At 70.8% G+C, this 14,959-nt stretch carries 11 protein-coding genes; 8 read left to right on the plus strand and 3 right to left on the minus strand.

Annotation, left to right across the window (positions count from 1 at the left end; all coding sequences use genetic code 11):
• The 6 genes from APZ21_RS14625 to accC form a co-directional block, all read left to right on the plus strand.
• Positions 1 to 2,651 (plus strand): SDR family NAD(P)-dependent oxidoreductase (locus tag APZ21_RS14625; protein ID WP_156371077.1); only part of this gene is annotated, 2,651 nt, incomplete at its 5' end.
• Positions 2,648 to 4,660 (plus strand): hotdog family protein, encoded by a 2,013-nt coding sequence (locus tag APZ21_RS14630; protein ID WP_054813860.1) that lies wholly within the window; start codon positions 2,648 to 2,650, stop codon positions 4,658 to 4,660. The genes APZ21_RS14625 and APZ21_RS14630, both read left to right, overlap by 4 nt.
• The gene (locus APZ21_RS14635; protein WP_054813861.1) at positions 4,657 to 6,222 is read left to right on the plus strand and encodes a PfaD family polyunsaturated fatty acid/polyketide biosynthesis protein; all 1,566 of its coding nucleotides are present in this window, start codon (positions 4,657 to 4,659) and stop codon (positions 6,220 to 6,222) included. Before APZ21_RS14630 ends, APZ21_RS14635 begins: the two co-directional genes overlap by 4 nt.
• The gene (locus APZ21_RS14640) at positions 6,219 to 7,907 is read left to right on the plus strand and encodes an acetyl-CoA carboxylase carboxyl transferase subunit (RefSeq protein ID WP_054813862.1); all 1,689 of its coding nucleotides are present in this window, start codon (positions 6,219 to 6,221) and stop codon (positions 7,905 to 7,907) included. The genes APZ21_RS14635 and APZ21_RS14640 overlap by 4 nt, the downstream gene beginning before the upstream one ends.
• The gene (locus APZ21_RS14645; RefSeq protein ID WP_054813863.1) at positions 7,904 to 8,446 is read left to right on the plus strand and encodes a biotin/lipoyl-containing protein; all 543 of its coding nucleotides are present in this window, start codon (positions 7,904 to 7,906) and stop codon (positions 8,444 to 8,446) included. Before APZ21_RS14640 ends, APZ21_RS14645 begins: the two co-directional genes overlap by 4 nt.
• Positions 8,443 to 9,813 carry an acetyl-CoA carboxylase biotin carboxylase subunit gene (gene accC, locus APZ21_RS14650; protein WP_239476631.1) on the plus strand — a complete coding sequence of 457 codons (1,371 nt, stop codon included), beginning with the start codon at positions 8,443 to 8,445 and terminating at the stop codon, positions 9,811 to 9,813. Before APZ21_RS14645 ends, accC begins: the two co-directional genes overlap by 4 nt.
• A gap of 74 nt (positions 9,814 to 9,887) precedes the next feature.
• Here the strand turns inward: accC and APZ21_RS14655 are convergent, their stop codons facing one another.
• The 3 genes from APZ21_RS14655 to APZ21_RS14665 all read right to left on the minus strand — a co-directional run bounded on the left by APZ21_RS14655 (position 9,888) and on the right by APZ21_RS14665 (position 12,540).
• Positions 9,888 to 10,781 carry an alpha/beta hydrolase family protein gene (locus tag APZ21_RS14655; RefSeq protein ID WP_054813864.1) on the minus strand — a complete coding sequence of 298 codons (894 nt, stop codon included), beginning with the start codon at positions 10,779 to 10,781 and terminating at the stop codon, positions 9,888 to 9,890.
• Positions 10,778 to 11,302, minus strand: coding sequence for a YiiD C-terminal domain-containing protein (locus tag APZ21_RS14660; protein ID WP_054813964.1), 525 nt, complete (start codon positions 11,300 to 11,302; stop codon positions 10,778 to 10,780). Before APZ21_RS14660 ends, APZ21_RS14655 begins: the two co-directional genes overlap by 4 nt.
• A gap of 77 nt (positions 11,303 to 11,379) precedes the next feature.
• Positions 11,380 to 12,540 (minus strand): acyl-CoA dehydrogenase family protein, encoded by a 1,161-nt coding sequence (locus tag APZ21_RS14665; RefSeq protein WP_054813865.1) that lies wholly within the window; start codon positions 12,538 to 12,540, stop codon positions 11,380 to 11,382.
• Positions 12,541 to 12,659: 119 nt separating this feature from the next.
• Here APZ21_RS14665 and APZ21_RS14670 point away from each other — a divergent pair, with 119 nt between their 5' ends.
• A complete protein-coding gene (locus APZ21_RS14670) occupies positions 12,660 to 13,592 on the plus strand; it encodes a PDR/VanB family oxidoreductase (protein WP_054813866.1) in 933 nt (310 codons plus the stop codon).
• A 19-nt stretch (positions 13,593 to 13,611) separates the two neighbouring features.
• Positions 13,612 to 14,844, plus strand: coding sequence for a cytochrome P450 family protein (locus APZ21_RS14675; RefSeq protein WP_054813867.1), 1,233 nt, complete (start codon positions 13,612 to 13,614; stop codon positions 14,842 to 14,844).
• The last annotated feature ends 115 nt before the right edge of the window (positions 14,845 to 14,959 follow it).

Raw genomic sequence — 14,959 nt, forward strand, 5'->3', positions numbered from 1 at the left:
TCCCCGCCGCCGCGCCGCAGGCGGCTTCGGCGCCCGCCGCCTCGGGTGGCGGAGTGTCCGGTGACGAGTTGCGCCGGGCGTTGCAGGAGGTCGTGTCGGAGAAGACCGGTTACCCGGTCGAGATGGTCGATCCGACGCGGGATCTGGAAGCGGATCTCGGTGTGGACTCGATCAAGCGAGTTCAGGTGATCGGCGCTCTCCAGGAACGGTTTCCACAACTTCCGAGCCTGGGTCCTGAGCAATTGGGCACCTTGCGCACTCTGGATCAGATCGTCGCGGAATTCGCCGCGTCGACCGGTGGTGATGTCCACCCAAAAGCTGAGGCCGCGGCGTCGACGCCGCGGCACCTCGTCGAGTCCGTCGCGCTGGCCCCGGTGGACGTCGCCGTCGAGCCCTACCGCGCCGACGCGGGCGTGCTGCTCGTCGACCTCGCCGGTGACTCCGAGTCCGACCGCGCCGCACTCGAATCCGCCTGCGCCGAGCGCGGGTGGCGAGTGCGGACGGTGCGCGGGGTCACCGCCGCGGAGACCGACGACGTGGACATCTGTGTGGTCCTGGTCGGCGGGTCGGCCGATCGCGAGGAGGCGCAGCGCAGGCTGACCGAGGTGATCCTCACCGCGGGCGCGCTGATTCCGCGCCTGCTCCAGGTCACCGGCCGGGCCGCCTTCGCGACCGTCACCCGGCTCGACGGCGACCTCGGCTATCGCGGCGCCGCCGATCCGGTCTCCGCGCTGCTCGGCGGTGCGGGCGGCGCGGTGAAGACCCTCGCCGCCGAACAGCCTTCGCTGTTCTGCCGGGCGCTGGACATCGAACCCGCGCTCACCGGCGCGGGCTTCGCGGCGCGGGTGCTCGAGGAGCTGTCCGACAGCGCCCGTGACACCGTCGAGGTCGGTATCGACGCCGCGGGTAACCGTCGCACCCTGGTACCGAGCCGCTACGCCGACGCCGAGACGATCGTGGCGGTCCGGGCGCGCGAGGCGCAGCCCGCGACCGTCCTGACCGACCAGGACGTGCTGGTGGTCACCGGCGGAGCGCGCGGCGTCACCGCGACCTGTGTGCTCGCGCTGGCCGAGCAGAGCGCGGCGAGGTTCGTCCTGCTCGGGCGCTCGGAATTGAAGCCGGAGCCGCAATGGGCTCTCGGCGTGGATGATTCGGATCTCAAGCAGGCCGCGCTGCGCGCACTGGCGGGCACCGGCGTGACGCCGCGCGATATCGAGCGCGAATGCGGCGCGATCCGCGGCGTGCGCGAGATCCGCGCCACCCTCGACGCCCTCGGGCAGCGGGCCGAGTACTTCGCGGTGGACGTCACCGACGAGGCCGCGGTCCGCGCGGCCCTCGCGCCGGTGCGGGACTCGATCACCGGTGTGGTGCACGGCGCGGGCGTCCTCGCCGATTCCATGATCGTCGCCAAGACCGCGGATTCGGTGCGGCGGGTGTTCGAACCCAAGATCGCCGGTCTGACCGCCGTATTGGCCGCACTCGGCGAATTGCGGCACCTGGTCCTGTTCACCTCGGTGGCGGGTCTGTTCGGCAATGCCGGACAGGCGGACTACGCGACGGCCAACGAGGCGCTGTGCCGCTTCGCGGCGAGCTACCGCGCCGCCAATCCCGACTGCCATGTGACGGCCGTCGACTGGGGCGCCTGGGACGGGGGCATGGTGACCGCCGAACTGCGGGAGTACTTCCGCGCCCGCGGCATTCCGCTGCTCCCGCCGGAGTCCGGCGCCGCGGCGTTCACCGAACAGTTCACCGCCGAACGCGCCGGTGACACCGTGGTGCTGATCGGGGCCGCGACCGCGCTGTCGGGACCCGACACGGCCGCGCCGACCCCGGTGCGCGCCGTGCGCGCGGTCGGCGATCTCACCGCGGATGCCGTCATCGCCGCGCACCGGGTCGGCGAGCACATCGTGCTGCCCGCCACGTTCGGACTCGGGGCCATGATCAATCTCGCCGAACGCCGCATGCCGGGCCGGGTCGTGGTGGGGGTGAACGATTTCGAGGTGCTCAAGGGCATCGTGTTCGACCATCCGGTGGACACGATCGAGATCGAACTCGATCCCCGCGACGGTGACGCCGCGATCGTGCGCGCCGCGGTGCACGCCGACGGCGCGGTCCGCTTCCGCGCGGTGCTGACCCTTGCCGACGGACCCGCCGAAGCCACGGCGCGGCTGTCCGTGCCGCACGGCGAGGCCACCGACGCCGCGGTGATCTACCGCGAGGGCGTGCAGTTCCACGCGCCCGCCCTCCAGGGCATGCGCACCGTGCGCGCCGCCTCCGACACGGCCATCGTGCTCGAATGCGAACTGCCCGCCGCGACCGTCGCGGCGGGTGCCTACTCAGGGCGGTTGCACGATCCGGTGCAGGCCGACCTGATCCTGCAAGGTCCGCCGGTGCTCGGCCATCGCCTGCTCGGATCGGCCTGCCTGCCGCTCGGCGTCGGACGGGTGGAATACCACCGGCCGCTGCCCGCGGGGGAGCCGTTCCTGCTCGTGGTGGACAACCCGCGCGCGGGCCGGGTCGACGCTCGCATCGACGCGACCGCGACCGCGCTGGACGGCACGGTGCTGCAACGTTTCTCGGACGTCACCGTGGTGACGACGCCCGATCTGACGGAGAAGTTTCGAACCTCGGTGAGGCAGTGGATGTCATGACAGTTCTCGACTTCGACGGAATTCCCTTCGACGCGGTGGCGCGGGCACAGACCCCCGCGCCCACCGCGCCGGAATCGGCGAGCGCGCTCGTCGAGACCTCGCACGCCCCGGCCCCGCTGCCCGCACCCGCCGCGCCCCCGCGCGCGGCGGGTGCCCCGCAGCCCGGCGGCGAGCGGGTGCGCGCCGCGATCGGTGAGATCCGGGCCGGCGTGGTGGCCTCCCACCGGGCGGCGCTCGCCGCCCAGGTCGCGCTGCAACGGGCCATCTGGCACCGGGCCTCGGGGCAGGCGGGCGGCGTGGTCGACCGGGCGGCGGTTCCGGCCGCCGTCGCGACGCCCACCGTCGACCCGTCGGCGAGCGCACCCGAGTGGGCGTTCAAACCGCCCGCCCGTACCCGCGTCACCAAGCTCGACCGGCAGGATCTGCTGCGTCTGGCAGACGGCGATATCGCGGGCGTGTTCGGCCCGGCCTTCCGCCGTGGCAACGCGCCCGCGGCGGTCCGGCTCGCGGCGGCGGCGCCGCTCGCCCTGACCGAGGTCGCGCTCATCGAACCGCGCGGCGGCAACGGCAAGGGCAGGCTCGTCGCCTCCTACGAGGGCGACCCCCGGGCGGCGGCCGTGCAGGCCGCGGAGGTCTTCGCATTGCACACCGGCATGTGGCTGGTGCTCTCGCGCGGCGAATTCGTCTCGGCCGCGGGCGAACCCGCCGAAGGTGCGGCGAGCCCGAACGCGGGCGTCCTGGAACTGATCGTCACCCATATCGATCTCGTGCCGCGCCCGCACGTCACCGGCACGGTCCGGGTCGCGGGCGGCGCGGAGTCGCTCGAGGTGTCGGTCGCGGTGGTGGAGCCCTCGGGCGCCTCCGTCGGTCCGGGCGCGGCGGCCGAGGGTCTGCTGCTCAACGAATTCCACATGACCCACCTCTCGCGCGGCGACCAGGCCATCGCGATGGGACCCGAATTCGCCGAGTACACCGGGGTGCGCGCGACCAGGCTGCCGACCTACGGTCTGCTGCTGGTCGACCGGGTCATCGACTTCGACGGCGCCCGCGGCAACCTCGATTCCGCCTCGTACACCAGCGAATACGACTCCCCGGCCGAGGCCTGGTACTACGCCGACACCGCCAACGAATCCATGCCGCACTTCGTGTACATGGAGACCTCGTTGCAGGCGGCCCTGCTCATGGGCTACTACGCGGGCCCGACACTGACCCAGCCCGGCACCACGCTGAGCCTGCGCAACCTCGGCGGCAAGGCCACCGTGCTGCGCCGGATCGACCTGCGTGACGCCACCATCGAACAGTCCTCGCGGCTGCTGTCGACGACGATCCTGCCCGGTTCGTCGTTGCAGACCTTCGACTACACGCTCAGCGTCGACGGCGAACCGTTCTACGTCGGCGAGACCATGTTCGGCTACTTCAGCGATCAGGCGCTGGCCAACCAGACCGGACTGGACGCGGGCCGCGACAAGCCGACCTGGCTTGCCGAGAACCCGGGCGCCGCGGTGCGCGTCATCGACGTGGCCGCCCGCCGCGCCGACCCCGCCGCACCGCTGTGCTCGCGGCGCACACTGACCCTCATCGACCGGGTCGACGTGGTCGACGGGGGCGGCGAGCACGGTGCGGGCTATCTGCACTCGCTGCGCACCATCGACCCCACCGACTGGTACTTCGCCCGGCACTTCCACCTCGACCCGGTGATCCCGGGTTCGCTCGGCGTGGAATCGGTCATCCACGCGGTCCAGGAGTGGATGCTCGACGCCGGATTCGCCGACGGCATGGCCGATCCGGTGTTCCGCATCCCGACCGACATCGCCTTCAGTTGGCGCTACCGCGGCCAGTTCCTGCCCACCGACGGCACCGTCGAACTCGAGGCGCACATCAAGACCGTGCGCCGCGGGGCCGACAGCGTCGTGGTGACCGTCGACGGGTCGCTGTGGAAGCCGGGGCTTCGCATCTACGAACTCATCGACCTCGGTATCGAACTCGCCGATCGGAAGGCCGCGCGATGACCGCCTCGCAGACCGCGGTCGCGGCCACCGCCGCGCAGATCGGTGCGCTGCTGCTGGATACGGCCAACCCGTGCTGGATCATCCGTCACGACGGCCGGGTCGGGGCCACCTCCGACGAGACCGTCGCCGCGGGCGCCCAGATCCTGGCCGCCGTCGGGCCACTGCCCGCACAGCAGTTGGGCGACAGCGGTTTCCGTGCCGCGCACGGCGTCCGTGCGGCCTACGCGGCGGGCGCGATGGCCAATGGCATCGCCTCGCCCGCGCTGGTGTCGGCGATGTCGCGGGCCGGCTACCTCGGCTCCTACGGCGCGGCGGGTGTCACTCCCGCCGTGGTGGATTCGGCGCTGGCCGCGCTGTCGCGCGAACTCGGCGACCGGCCGTACGCGTGCAATCTCATCCACAGCCCGTCCGAGCCCGCGCTGGAGCGGGCGATCGTGGATTCCTGTCTGCGCCACGGCGTCCGCTGCGTCGAGGCGTCGGCGTTCATGGCGCTGACCCCCGAGGTCGTTCGCTACCGCGCGGCCGGACTCGGCACCGACGCGCAGGGTCGCGTCCGTATCGGGCACCGCGTGATCGCCAAGGTGTCCCGGGTCGAGGTCGCCGAGGTCTTCCTGCGGCCCGCGCCCGCGCAGCTGCTGCGCGCACTGGTGGAGTCCGGTGACATCACCGCCGACCAGGCGCGGCTGGCCGAACAGGTGCCGATGGCCGACGACCTGACCGCGGAGGCGGATTCGGGCGGTCACACCGACCGGCGTCCGCTCACCGTGCTGCTGCCCGAGCTGATCGCCGCGCGCGACCGCGTCGCCCGCGCGGTGCCCGCCGCCGCGGGTGTGCGGGTCGGCGCGGCGGGCGGCATCGGCACCCCGGCGGCCGCGGCCGCGGCCTTCGCCATGGGCGCGGCCTACGTGGTCACCGGATCGGTCAATCAGGCCACCCGCGAGGCCGATCAGTCCGAGACCACCAAGAAGCTGCTGGCCACCGCGGATTTCGCGGACTGCACGATGGCGCCGTCCTCGGACATGTTCGAACTCGGCGTCCAGGTGCAGGTGCTGCGCCGTGGCACCATGTTCGCCGCCCGCGCGCACCGCCTCTACGACACCTACCGGGAATACGCGGGGCTGCACGCCCTGCCCGACGCGCTGCGCGAGGATCTGGAGGCCACGGTGTTCCGTCGGCCGATGGACGACGTGTGGCAGGACTGCGTCGCCTTCTTCACCGAACGCGATCCGTCCCAACTGGTCGGCGCCGCCGAGGATCCCAAGCGCAAGATGGCGCTGATCTTCCGGTGGTACCTGGGACTGTCGTCGGGGTGGAGCATCCGCGGCGTGGCCGAACGCGCCGCGGACTACCAGATCTGGTGCGGTCCGGCGATGGGCGCGTTCAACAGCTGGGCGGCCGGGACCTATCTGGCCGCGCCGAGCAACCGCAATGTCGCCGACATCGCCGACCAGTTGATGTCGGGCGCGGCCTATCTCACCCGGATCGCGCAATTGCGCACCGCCGGTGTGCGATTGCCCGCCGAGATCGCCCGATTCGTGCCACGACCGAGCGAGGAACGATGACCCTACTCGAATCCGATGCCACGACCGGCACCGTCTGGCTGCTGTGCCCCGCCTGCGGTGCGATCGTCTACGGCAAACGCTACGAGCGCACGGGCCGCATCTGTCCCGAATGCGACGGACACGGCGCGCTGACCGCCGATCAGCGCATCGCCGCGCTGCTCGACCCGGACTCGATCCGATTGCTCGAGGTCGCCGAGACCATCGCCGACCCACTGGAATTCACCGATTCGAAGACCTACACCGACCGGCTCGCCCAGGCGCGCGCCCAGACCGGCATGGTCGACGGATTCCGCTGCGCCCGCGGCGCCATCGAGGGCGCGGGCGTGGTGGTGGCGGCGATGGACTTCCGATTCCTCGGCGGCAGTCTCGGCGCGGCGGTCGGTGAGGCGATCACCACCGCCGCCGAGGCCGCGCTGGCCGACCGGGTGCCGCTGGTGATCGTGTCCGCCTCCGGCGGCGCGCGCATGCAGGAGGGCATCATCGCCCTGATGCAGATGGCCAAGACCAGTCAGGCCCTGCGCGCCCTCGACGACGCGGGCATCCTGACCGTCTCGATCGTCACCGACCCCACCTACGGCGGTGTCGCGGCCTCCTACGCCACCAGCACCGACATCATCATCGCCGAGCCGAGGGCGCGTCTGGGATTCGCGGGTCCCCGGGTGATCAGCCAGACCATCGGCCAGACCCTGCCCCCGGGTTTCCAGACCGCCGAATTCCTGGTCGAGCACGGCATCGTCGACATGATCTGCCACCGTTCCGCATTGCGTGAGCGGCTGGCCCGGCTGCTGGCGATGGCCGCCGACCGCGGCAGGCGCATCCCGTCGGCGCAACCGAATCCGCCGGTGGTCTCCGATCCGGCCGCGGTGTCGGCCCGCGACCCGTGGGCCTCGGTGCGCACCGCGCGGGAGCTGGGCCGTCCGACGACCCTGGACTACTTCACGACCGCCTTCGAGGAATTCGTCGAACTGCACGGCGACCGGATGTCGGCGGACTGCCCGGCCATGATCACCGGTCTGGCCCGGCTCGACGGCGTGCCGGTCGTGGTGATGGGCACCCAGAAGGGTCACAGCGCCGAGGAGCTCAACCGCCGCAACTTCGGCATGCCCTCGCCCGCGGGCTACCGCAAGTCCGCGCGCGTGCTGCGGCTCGCGGCCAAGCTCGGCCTGCCGGTGGTCACCCTCGTCGACACCGCGGGCGCCTATCCCGGCATCGCCGCGGAGGAGCAGGGTCAGGCGGTGGCCATCGCCGAATCGCTGAAACTGCTCGCGGGACTTCCGGTTCCGATCATCGCCGTGATCACCGGTGAAGGCGGCAGCGGCGGTGCGCTCGCGCTGGCGGTGGCCGACCGGGTGTTGGTGCTGGAGAACGCGTGGTACTCGGTCATCAGCCCCGAAGGCTGCGCGTCGATCCTGTGGAAGGACTCCGCCGCCGCGCCGCGCGCCGCCGAGGCGCTGCGCGTCGACTCGACTTCGCTGCTGCGGCTGGGGGTGGCCGACGCCGTGATTCCCGAACCCGCGGGCGGCGCGCACCGTGATCGGGCCGCCGCGGCGCTGAATCTGCGCGGCGCGCTGCGGCATACGCTGATCGGCTTCGGCCCGCTGGCCGCCCCCGAACTGCTCGCTCAGCGCCACAACAGATTCCGTGCCTTCGGCACGATCCGACCGACGATCGAGGAGAACCGATGAGCGAGTCCGTGGCCACCGAACCGGTCGGCCGTGCCCTGAATCCGGCCGACGCCGATCAGGCACTGACCATACTGTCCAGACACGCGCTGACCGTGCGGGACGCGACCGCGCCGAGTTCGGTCACCGTCGCCAACGGCCCGATCTCGCTGCGCATCAGCTGGGACGGCGCGAGCTCGGCGACCGTCGCACCGGAGGCCGCTGCCCCCGCCGCCGCGCCCGTCGCGACGAACGGGAACGGATCGGCCGCGCACGCGGCCGCCGCCGCGGCGCCCGAGGCGGCCGCCTCCGACGCCGAGACTTTCGTCATCACCGCGGACACCGTCGGCGTGTTCTACCAGCTGCCGGAGCCGGGCGCGGCGCCCTTCGTCGCCGAGGGCGACACGGTGGCGGCGGGCCAGCAGATCGGCATCGTCGAAGCGATGAAGCTGATGATTCCGGTGACCGCGGGCCGCGCGGGCCGGGTCGTGGAATTCCTCGTCGACAACGGCGAGGCGGTCGAACACGGCGCGCCGCTGCTGCGGCTCGAGGTGATCCGGTGAGCATCGGACGGATTCGCCGGGTGCTCGTCGCCAATCGCGGTGAGATCGCCGTGCGGATCATCCGCACCTGCGCCGAACTCGGCATCGACACTGTCGCGGTGTATTCCACCGCCGATGCCGAATCGGCGGCGGTGCGGCTGGCGGACCGGGCCTTCTGCATCGGCCCCGGACCGTCCAAGCGCAGCTATCTCAATATTCCCGCGATCATCGAGGCGGCCCGCGCCACCGGCGCGGACGCCATCCATCCCGGCTACGGATTCCTCTCGGAGAACCCCGATTTCGCCGAGGTGTGCGAGGCCGAGGGCTTCGTGTTCGTCGGCGCGCCCGGCGCGGTGATGGCCGATCTCGGCGACAAGTCCACCGCGCGCAGTCTCATGGCGGCGGCCGGTCTGCCGCTGCTGCCGGGCAGCCGTGAACCGCTGGACTCGGTGGACGAGGCGCAGGCGCTGGCCGACGAGATCGGCTATCCGGTCATCATCAAGGCCGTCGCGGGCGGCGGCGGCCGCGGTATGCGCGTGGTGCGCGCCTCCGGCGACTTCGCCGACGCCTGGCGTGACACCCGCGCCAACGCCGCCGCGGTGTTCGGCGACGGACGTCTCTACGTCGAGCGGTATCTCGATTCCGCCCGGCACATCGAGGTGCAGATCCTGGCCGATCACCACGGCACCGTGGTGCATCTTGGCGCGCGCGACTGCTCGTTGCAGCGCCGCCACCAGAAGCTGGTCGAGGAATCGCCCGCGCCTGGACTGTCCGACGAACTGGTGGCGAGCATCGGAGAGACGGCGGTGCGCGGCGCGTCCGCGGTCGGCTATGTCGGCGCGGGCACCTTCGAATTCCTGCTCGATCCGCAGGGCCGGTTCTACTTCATGGAAGTGAACTGCCGTCTCCAGGTGGAACATCCGGTGACCGAGATGGTCACCGGCACCGATCTTGTGGCCCAGCAGTTGCGGATCGCGGCAGGCCAGCGGCTCGACCTGCCCCGTGATATCGCCGTACCGCGCGGGGTCGCGATCGAATGCCGCATCAACGCCGAGGACCCGGCTCGCGAATTCGCCCCGGCCCCGGGCACGCTCACCGAGTGTGTGTTGCCGGGCGGACCGTTCGTGCGCGTGGACACCCACGTGGAATCCGGGTATTCGATTCCGCCGCATTATGATTCGCTGCTTGCGAAGGTCATCGTCTGGGGCGAGGACCGGCCCGCGGCCATCGCGCGCATGCGTAGGGCCCTGGCCGAGACCAGGATCTCCGGCGCGGGCGTCGCCACCACCGCGAACTTCCTGCACGATGTGCTCGGCCATCCGCGCTTCGTCGCGGGCGAACACGACACCGCGCTCATCGGCACACTCACCGAACCCGTTTCGGTCTGACCGGACCCGCACACGAAGGAGGCGGTCGAGATGATCTCGACCGCCTCCTTCGTCGTTCGTCGGTACGGACCGCGTCAGGCGGGGGCCGCACCGGTGGTGATCCACCGGGCCACCGCAGGCGCGATGGTGGCCGAATCCTTTATCCACATGAAATGGTCGCGGTTGGCGACCGCGGAGTTCTCGTCGATGTGCCAGCGCGACAGCCGTGCCCTACGCATACGCGAGGCCAGGAAGTCCACATTCGACTTCGGGCCGAGCACATCCTCCGACAGCGAGATCGGCAGCACCGGCAACGTCAGCCGGGCGAGCAGCGTGTTGTAGCGGCGCTTGCTGCCCTTGGGCCGGTAGTAGCTGGTCAGCGAATGCCAGGACCAGTCGATCATGACCCCGCCCGGCATGGGCGCCGGAATCAGCACGCCGCCGGGCCAGTGGCCCTTGACGCGCGAGACCATGCCGATCCACTGGATCTGGCTGAGCGCCTCCCACCAGCGCCGCGGGCCGAAGGCGTACCAGAACACCGTGCCGGTGCCGATGGTGACGACACCGGCGACCCGGTCGGCCTCGGCGGAGGCGAACAGCAGCGCCAGCTGGCCGCCGATGCTGTGCCCGAACAGGTACACCGGAGCCTGCGGGAACCGATCGTGCACCGCGCCCACCAGGGCGGGCATATCGATCTCGAGCATCTCGCGGTAGCCGAAGTCCTTGTGCTCGCCCAGGGCGGGCACGGCCTCACCGTGGGCGCGCAGATCGCAGGTCGCCACCGAAAGCCCTTGGGCGTGCAGCGCCTTGGCCAGGGCCAGGTAGTTGCGCGCCTTCATCGCCATCGCCGGGATGATCAGCACGACCGGCGCGTCGGCCTGTTCGGCCAGCAGGAACCGGACCGTGAAGGTGACCTCGTCGGAGGTGGTGACCAGTACCGACTCCAGCGATCCGAATTCGGATTTCGCCTCGGGGGTCTTGGTCGTCACGGCTGCACCTGCGCGATCGCGATGTCGCAGACGTAGTCGAAGGTGAATTTGGCCACGACGACGTCCTTGTCGTCGAGCAGGGAGACCTTGCCGGACAGCTCGAAGCGGCCCGAGGCGGTCGCGGCGAGCACATCGGCGAGTTCGCGCTGGTCCACGGTCGCCACCGCGCGGATGCGGCCGATGGCGGGCTTGCGGTAGGAGGCGGTGCCCGCGCGCAGCACCAGCCGCTCGACGGTGTTCAGGCGGGTGGCGGCCGCGCCGACGAAGGCCGCGGCGCCCGCGATGTCGGCGGCGGTGAACAGCGCGCCCGCGTGCACGGTGCCCATGTGGTTGCGCACCGAGTCCAGCGCGGGGATCTCGACCACGGCGCGGTCGGGGCCGATCTCGGTCACGACGGTGCCGACGCGCTCGGCGAAGGGCACCATTTCCTGCGAGACGGAGCGCAGGTACTCGTAGTCGACGGCCTCGCAATCCAGCTTCGGGTAGGCCGCGGCGAATCCGGCGATTTCACGGTTTGTCATCGTCATTCCTTTTCAGCGTTCGTCGGTCGGCGAATCGGTCTGCTCGCAGAGCACTCGGTCACGTGCGCGCAGAGCACTCAGCCACGTGCGCGCAGAGCGCGGCGTGCGATCGACCATCGCAGGACCTCGGATGGCCCCTCGTAGATGCGGAAGGCGCGCGCTTCCACCAGGAACCGGGCTACCAGATGGTCCTCGCAGATGCCGAGGCCGCCGTGCAACTGGACCGAGCGGTCGAGTACCCGCCACACCGCCTCGGCGACGAAGGTCTTGGCGATGGAGGTCTCGTGCTTGGCCTGCGAGGAGGCCGGGCCCTGCTCGTCGATGGTGGTCGCGGCCTGGCGGATGAGTCCGCGCGCGGCGGCGATGTCGATCTCGCTGTCGGCGATGAGTCCCTGCGCGAGTCCGTGTTCGGCGATGGGCGTCCCGAAGCCGGTGCGCTCGGTGATGTGGGCGATGGCGAGCTGGTGCCCGCGCACGGCGAGACCGAGCCAGTTCATGCAGAACACCAGCCGCGAGGGCGCAAGGCGCACCTGGGCAAGCGCCAGACCCTGACCGACCGCGCCGAGCACGGCGGTGTCGTCGACCTCGCAGTTGTCGAACAGCACCTCGCAGTGGCCGCCGGGGGCGCTGGTGTAGTCGAGGGTCGGCATACGCCGCCCGACCCGCATACCCGGATTGTCGGCGTCGACCAGGAACATGGTCGGGCCGTCGGAGGTGCGCGCGACGCAGATGGTGAACGCGGCGCCCTGCGCGCCGGTGGTGAAATGCTTGGCGCCGTTGATGACCCAGCCCCGGTCGGTCTCTTCGGCGTAGGTGCGGAGCATGGTCGGGTCCGAGCCCGCGCCGGGGGCGGGTTCGGTCATCGCGATGGCCGAGCGGACCTCGCCGGAGGCCAGCGGCGCGAGGTAGCGCTGCTTCTGTTCCGTATTCGCCACGTGGGCGAGCAGATGGATATTGCCGTCGTCGGGGGCCCACGCGTTGACCGCGAGCGGGCCGATCAGGCTGGCCCCGGCCGCCTCGAGGACCTGCGCCTGGGACCGGGTGTCGAGACCGAGACCGCCGAAGGCCGGATCCGACAGCGGACCGAAGACGCCTGCCTCCTTGGCCTTCTTCTGGAGTTCCAGTCGGAGGGCGTCATCCATCACCCTGCCGTCGACGATGATCTCGCGTTCGACGGGAAAGACGTGGTCACGGACGAATTCGGTAGTCTTCTCCACCAAGTTTGCCACTGAGGTCATGGGGTCAGTGTCGGCCGGGCCCTCGGTCGCGTCGACGGGCGATAGTCAACGTCGATTGCGCGAATCGACTGCTCGAACCTCATGGCAGGCGCGCCGGCCACTCGGCGACAGTGGGCCTTATGACCGACTTGCCGGTACGGATCACCGCCCGCAGCGACGAGGCCACCGGAGTCTTCGCACTCGAACTCGCCGCGCTCGACGGCGCCGAACTGCCGCCCTGGTCACCGGGCGCGCACATCGACGTCGCGGTCGGGCAGGCCGGAGTCAGACAGTACTCCCTGTGCGGCGATCCGCAGGACCGCAAGCGCTGGCGGATCGCGATCCTGCACGAACCCGAAGGCCGCGGCGGCTCGGATCTGCTGCACCGCACCGCCCACACCGACACCGAACTCGCGGTCTCCGCGCCCCGCAACAACTTCGAACTCGAACCGGCCGACCGCTACGTCTTCCTCGCGGGCGGTATCGGCATCACGCCGATCCTGCCCATGATGGCGGCCGCGCAGGCCGCGGGCGCGACCTGGCAGCTCTACTACGGCGGGCGCACCCGCGAGCACATGGCCTTCGCCGAGGAGATCACCGAGCGCTACCCGCACGCGCGGCTACTGCCCCAGGACGCGCACGGTCTGCTGCCGCTGGCCGAGATCATGGACGCCAACGCCGACGCGACCGTCTACTGTTGCGGTCCCGAGCCGCTGCTGAACGCCGTGGAGACCGAAGGCGGGCGACGCGGTGTCGCGGTGCGCACCGAACGTTTCGTGCCGCGCGTGGTCGACACCGCGGGCGACCGCGCCTTCCAGGTCCGCCTCGCCAACGACGGGCGCACCCTGCGGGTAGGGGAGAAGCAGTCGATCGTGGACGTGCTCGACGCGGCGGGCGTGCAGGTGATCACCTCCTGCCGCGAGGGCACCTGCGGCAGTTGCGAGACGGCCGTCCTCGAGGGCGAGATCGACCACCGTGACTCGATTCTCAGCGCCGAAGAGCGCGAGCGCGGCGACACCATGATGCTGTGCGTCTCGCGGGCGCGCGCGGATGTGCTCGTCCTGGATCTGTGACCGAGAGGCAGTCAAGCACATGACCGATACCGAGACCGTCGATACCGCGGACCGGGTGCACACCCTCGGCGATGACTTCTTCGCCGATCCGCACCTACACTACCGCCGCTGGCGCGCCGACGGTCCCGTGCACCGGGTGCGCTTCCCCGACGGCGTGGTCCGATACGTGGTCATCGGCTATCGCGAGGCGCGCGCGGCGCTCGCCGATCCGCGTCTGCGCAAGAACATGCTGCGCGTGGACGAATTGCTCAGTGCCCGCCGCGAGGCCCCGCCGACGAATCCGCTGTGGCTCGCGCTGACCTCGCACATGCTCCACGCCGACCCGCCCGAGCACACCCGGTTGCGCGGACTGGTCAACAAGTCCTTCGCCGTGCGCCGGGTGGCCGGATTGCAGCCGCGGGTCGAGCAGATCACCGCGGAGCTGCTCGACGCCATGGACGGACACGACGAGGTGGATTTCATGGCCGCCTTCGCCAATCCGCTTCCGGTCACGGTGATCTGCGAACTGCTCGGCGTGCCCTTCGCCGACCGCTCCGATTTCGGTGACTGGACCCGCGATCTGATCGGCGTGGCCGGTCGCGAGGCCGAACGCGGACGTGGCGCGCTGGCGATGGTCGCCTACCTGCGCGAACTGGTCGCGGCCAAGCGGCGCGAACCCGGTGACGATCTGCTGTCGGCGCTTGTCTACGCCGACGAGGACGGTGACCGGCTCACCGACGCCGAATTGGTGTCGATGGCGTTCCTGCTGCTGGTCGCCGGACACGAGACCACGGTCAACCTGATCGGCAACGGACTCAATGTCCTGCTGCGCGATCCGGTCCAGCTCGCGGCGCTGCGCGCGGACCTGTCGGCGGTGCCCGCGGCGGTGGAGGAATTCCTGCGCTTCGACGGCCCGGTGGACATGGCGACGGTGCGCTACACCGCGGAGCCGGTGCGCATCGGCGATATGGATATTCCCGAAGGCGAACTCGTCTATGTCGCCGTCACGGCGGCCAATCGCGATCCCGAGCGCTTCCGCGCACCGGACCGACTGGATATCGACGGCGACCCGAGCGGGCATCTGGCCTTCGGGCACGGCATCCATTTCTGCGTCGGCGCTCCGCTGGCGCGTATGGAGGCGACCGTCGCGTTCACCGCACTGCTGCGACGGTTCCCGCACCTGTCGCTGCCCGCGGGCGCGGCGGCGCCGACATGGCAGCCGAGCACCATGATTCGCGGCATGCTCGCGTTGCCGGTGCGGTTGCGCGCCTGACCGGAAGAGACCGGTCGGCATCCACGATAAACATTTTCGATCCTCCGATCGGCGGATCGGCGACCGATCGGTCCCCCGATCTGATCCCTGTTACCGTCGAGTTATTCAGTTGTCC

Source organism: Nocardia arizonensis, from assembly GCF_001310275.1.
Taxonomy (GTDB): Bacteria; Actinomycetota; Actinomycetes; order Mycobacteriales; family Mycobacteriaceae; genus Nocardia; species Nocardia arizonensis.

Bases quoted from the DNA above. Each gene is read 5' to 3' on its own strand.
- APZ21_RS14665 (WP_054813865.1), bottom strand. From the start codon at position 12,540: ATGACCTCAGTGGCAAACTTGGTGGAGAAGACTACCGAATTCGTCCGT.
- APZ21_RS14635 (WP_054813861.1), top strand. From the start codon at position 4,657: ATGACCGCCTCGCAGACCGCGGTCGCGGCCACCGCCGCGCAGATCGGT.
- APZ21_RS14670 (WP_054813866.1), top strand. From the start codon at position 12,660: ATGACCGACTTGCCGGTACGGATCACCGCCCGCAGCGACGAGGCCACC.
- APZ21_RS14630 (WP_054813860.1), top strand. From the start codon at position 2,648: ATGACAGTTCTCGACTTCGACGGAATTCCCTTCGACGCGGTGGCGCGG.
- APZ21_RS14645 (WP_054813863.1), top strand. From the start codon at position 7,904: ATGAGCGAGTCCGTGGCCACCGAACCGGTCGGCCGTGCCCTGAATCCG.
- APZ21_RS14660 (WP_054813964.1), bottom strand. From the start codon at position 11,302: ATGACAAACCGTGAAATCGCCGGATTCGCCGCGGCCTACCCGAAGCTG.
- APZ21_RS14640 (WP_054813862.1), top strand. From the start codon at position 6,219: ATGACCCTACTCGAATCCGATGCCACGACCGGCACCGTCTGGCTGCTG.
- APZ21_RS14675 (WP_054813867.1), top strand. From the start codon at position 13,612: ATGACCGATACCGAGACCGTCGATACCGCGGACCGGGTGCACACCCTC.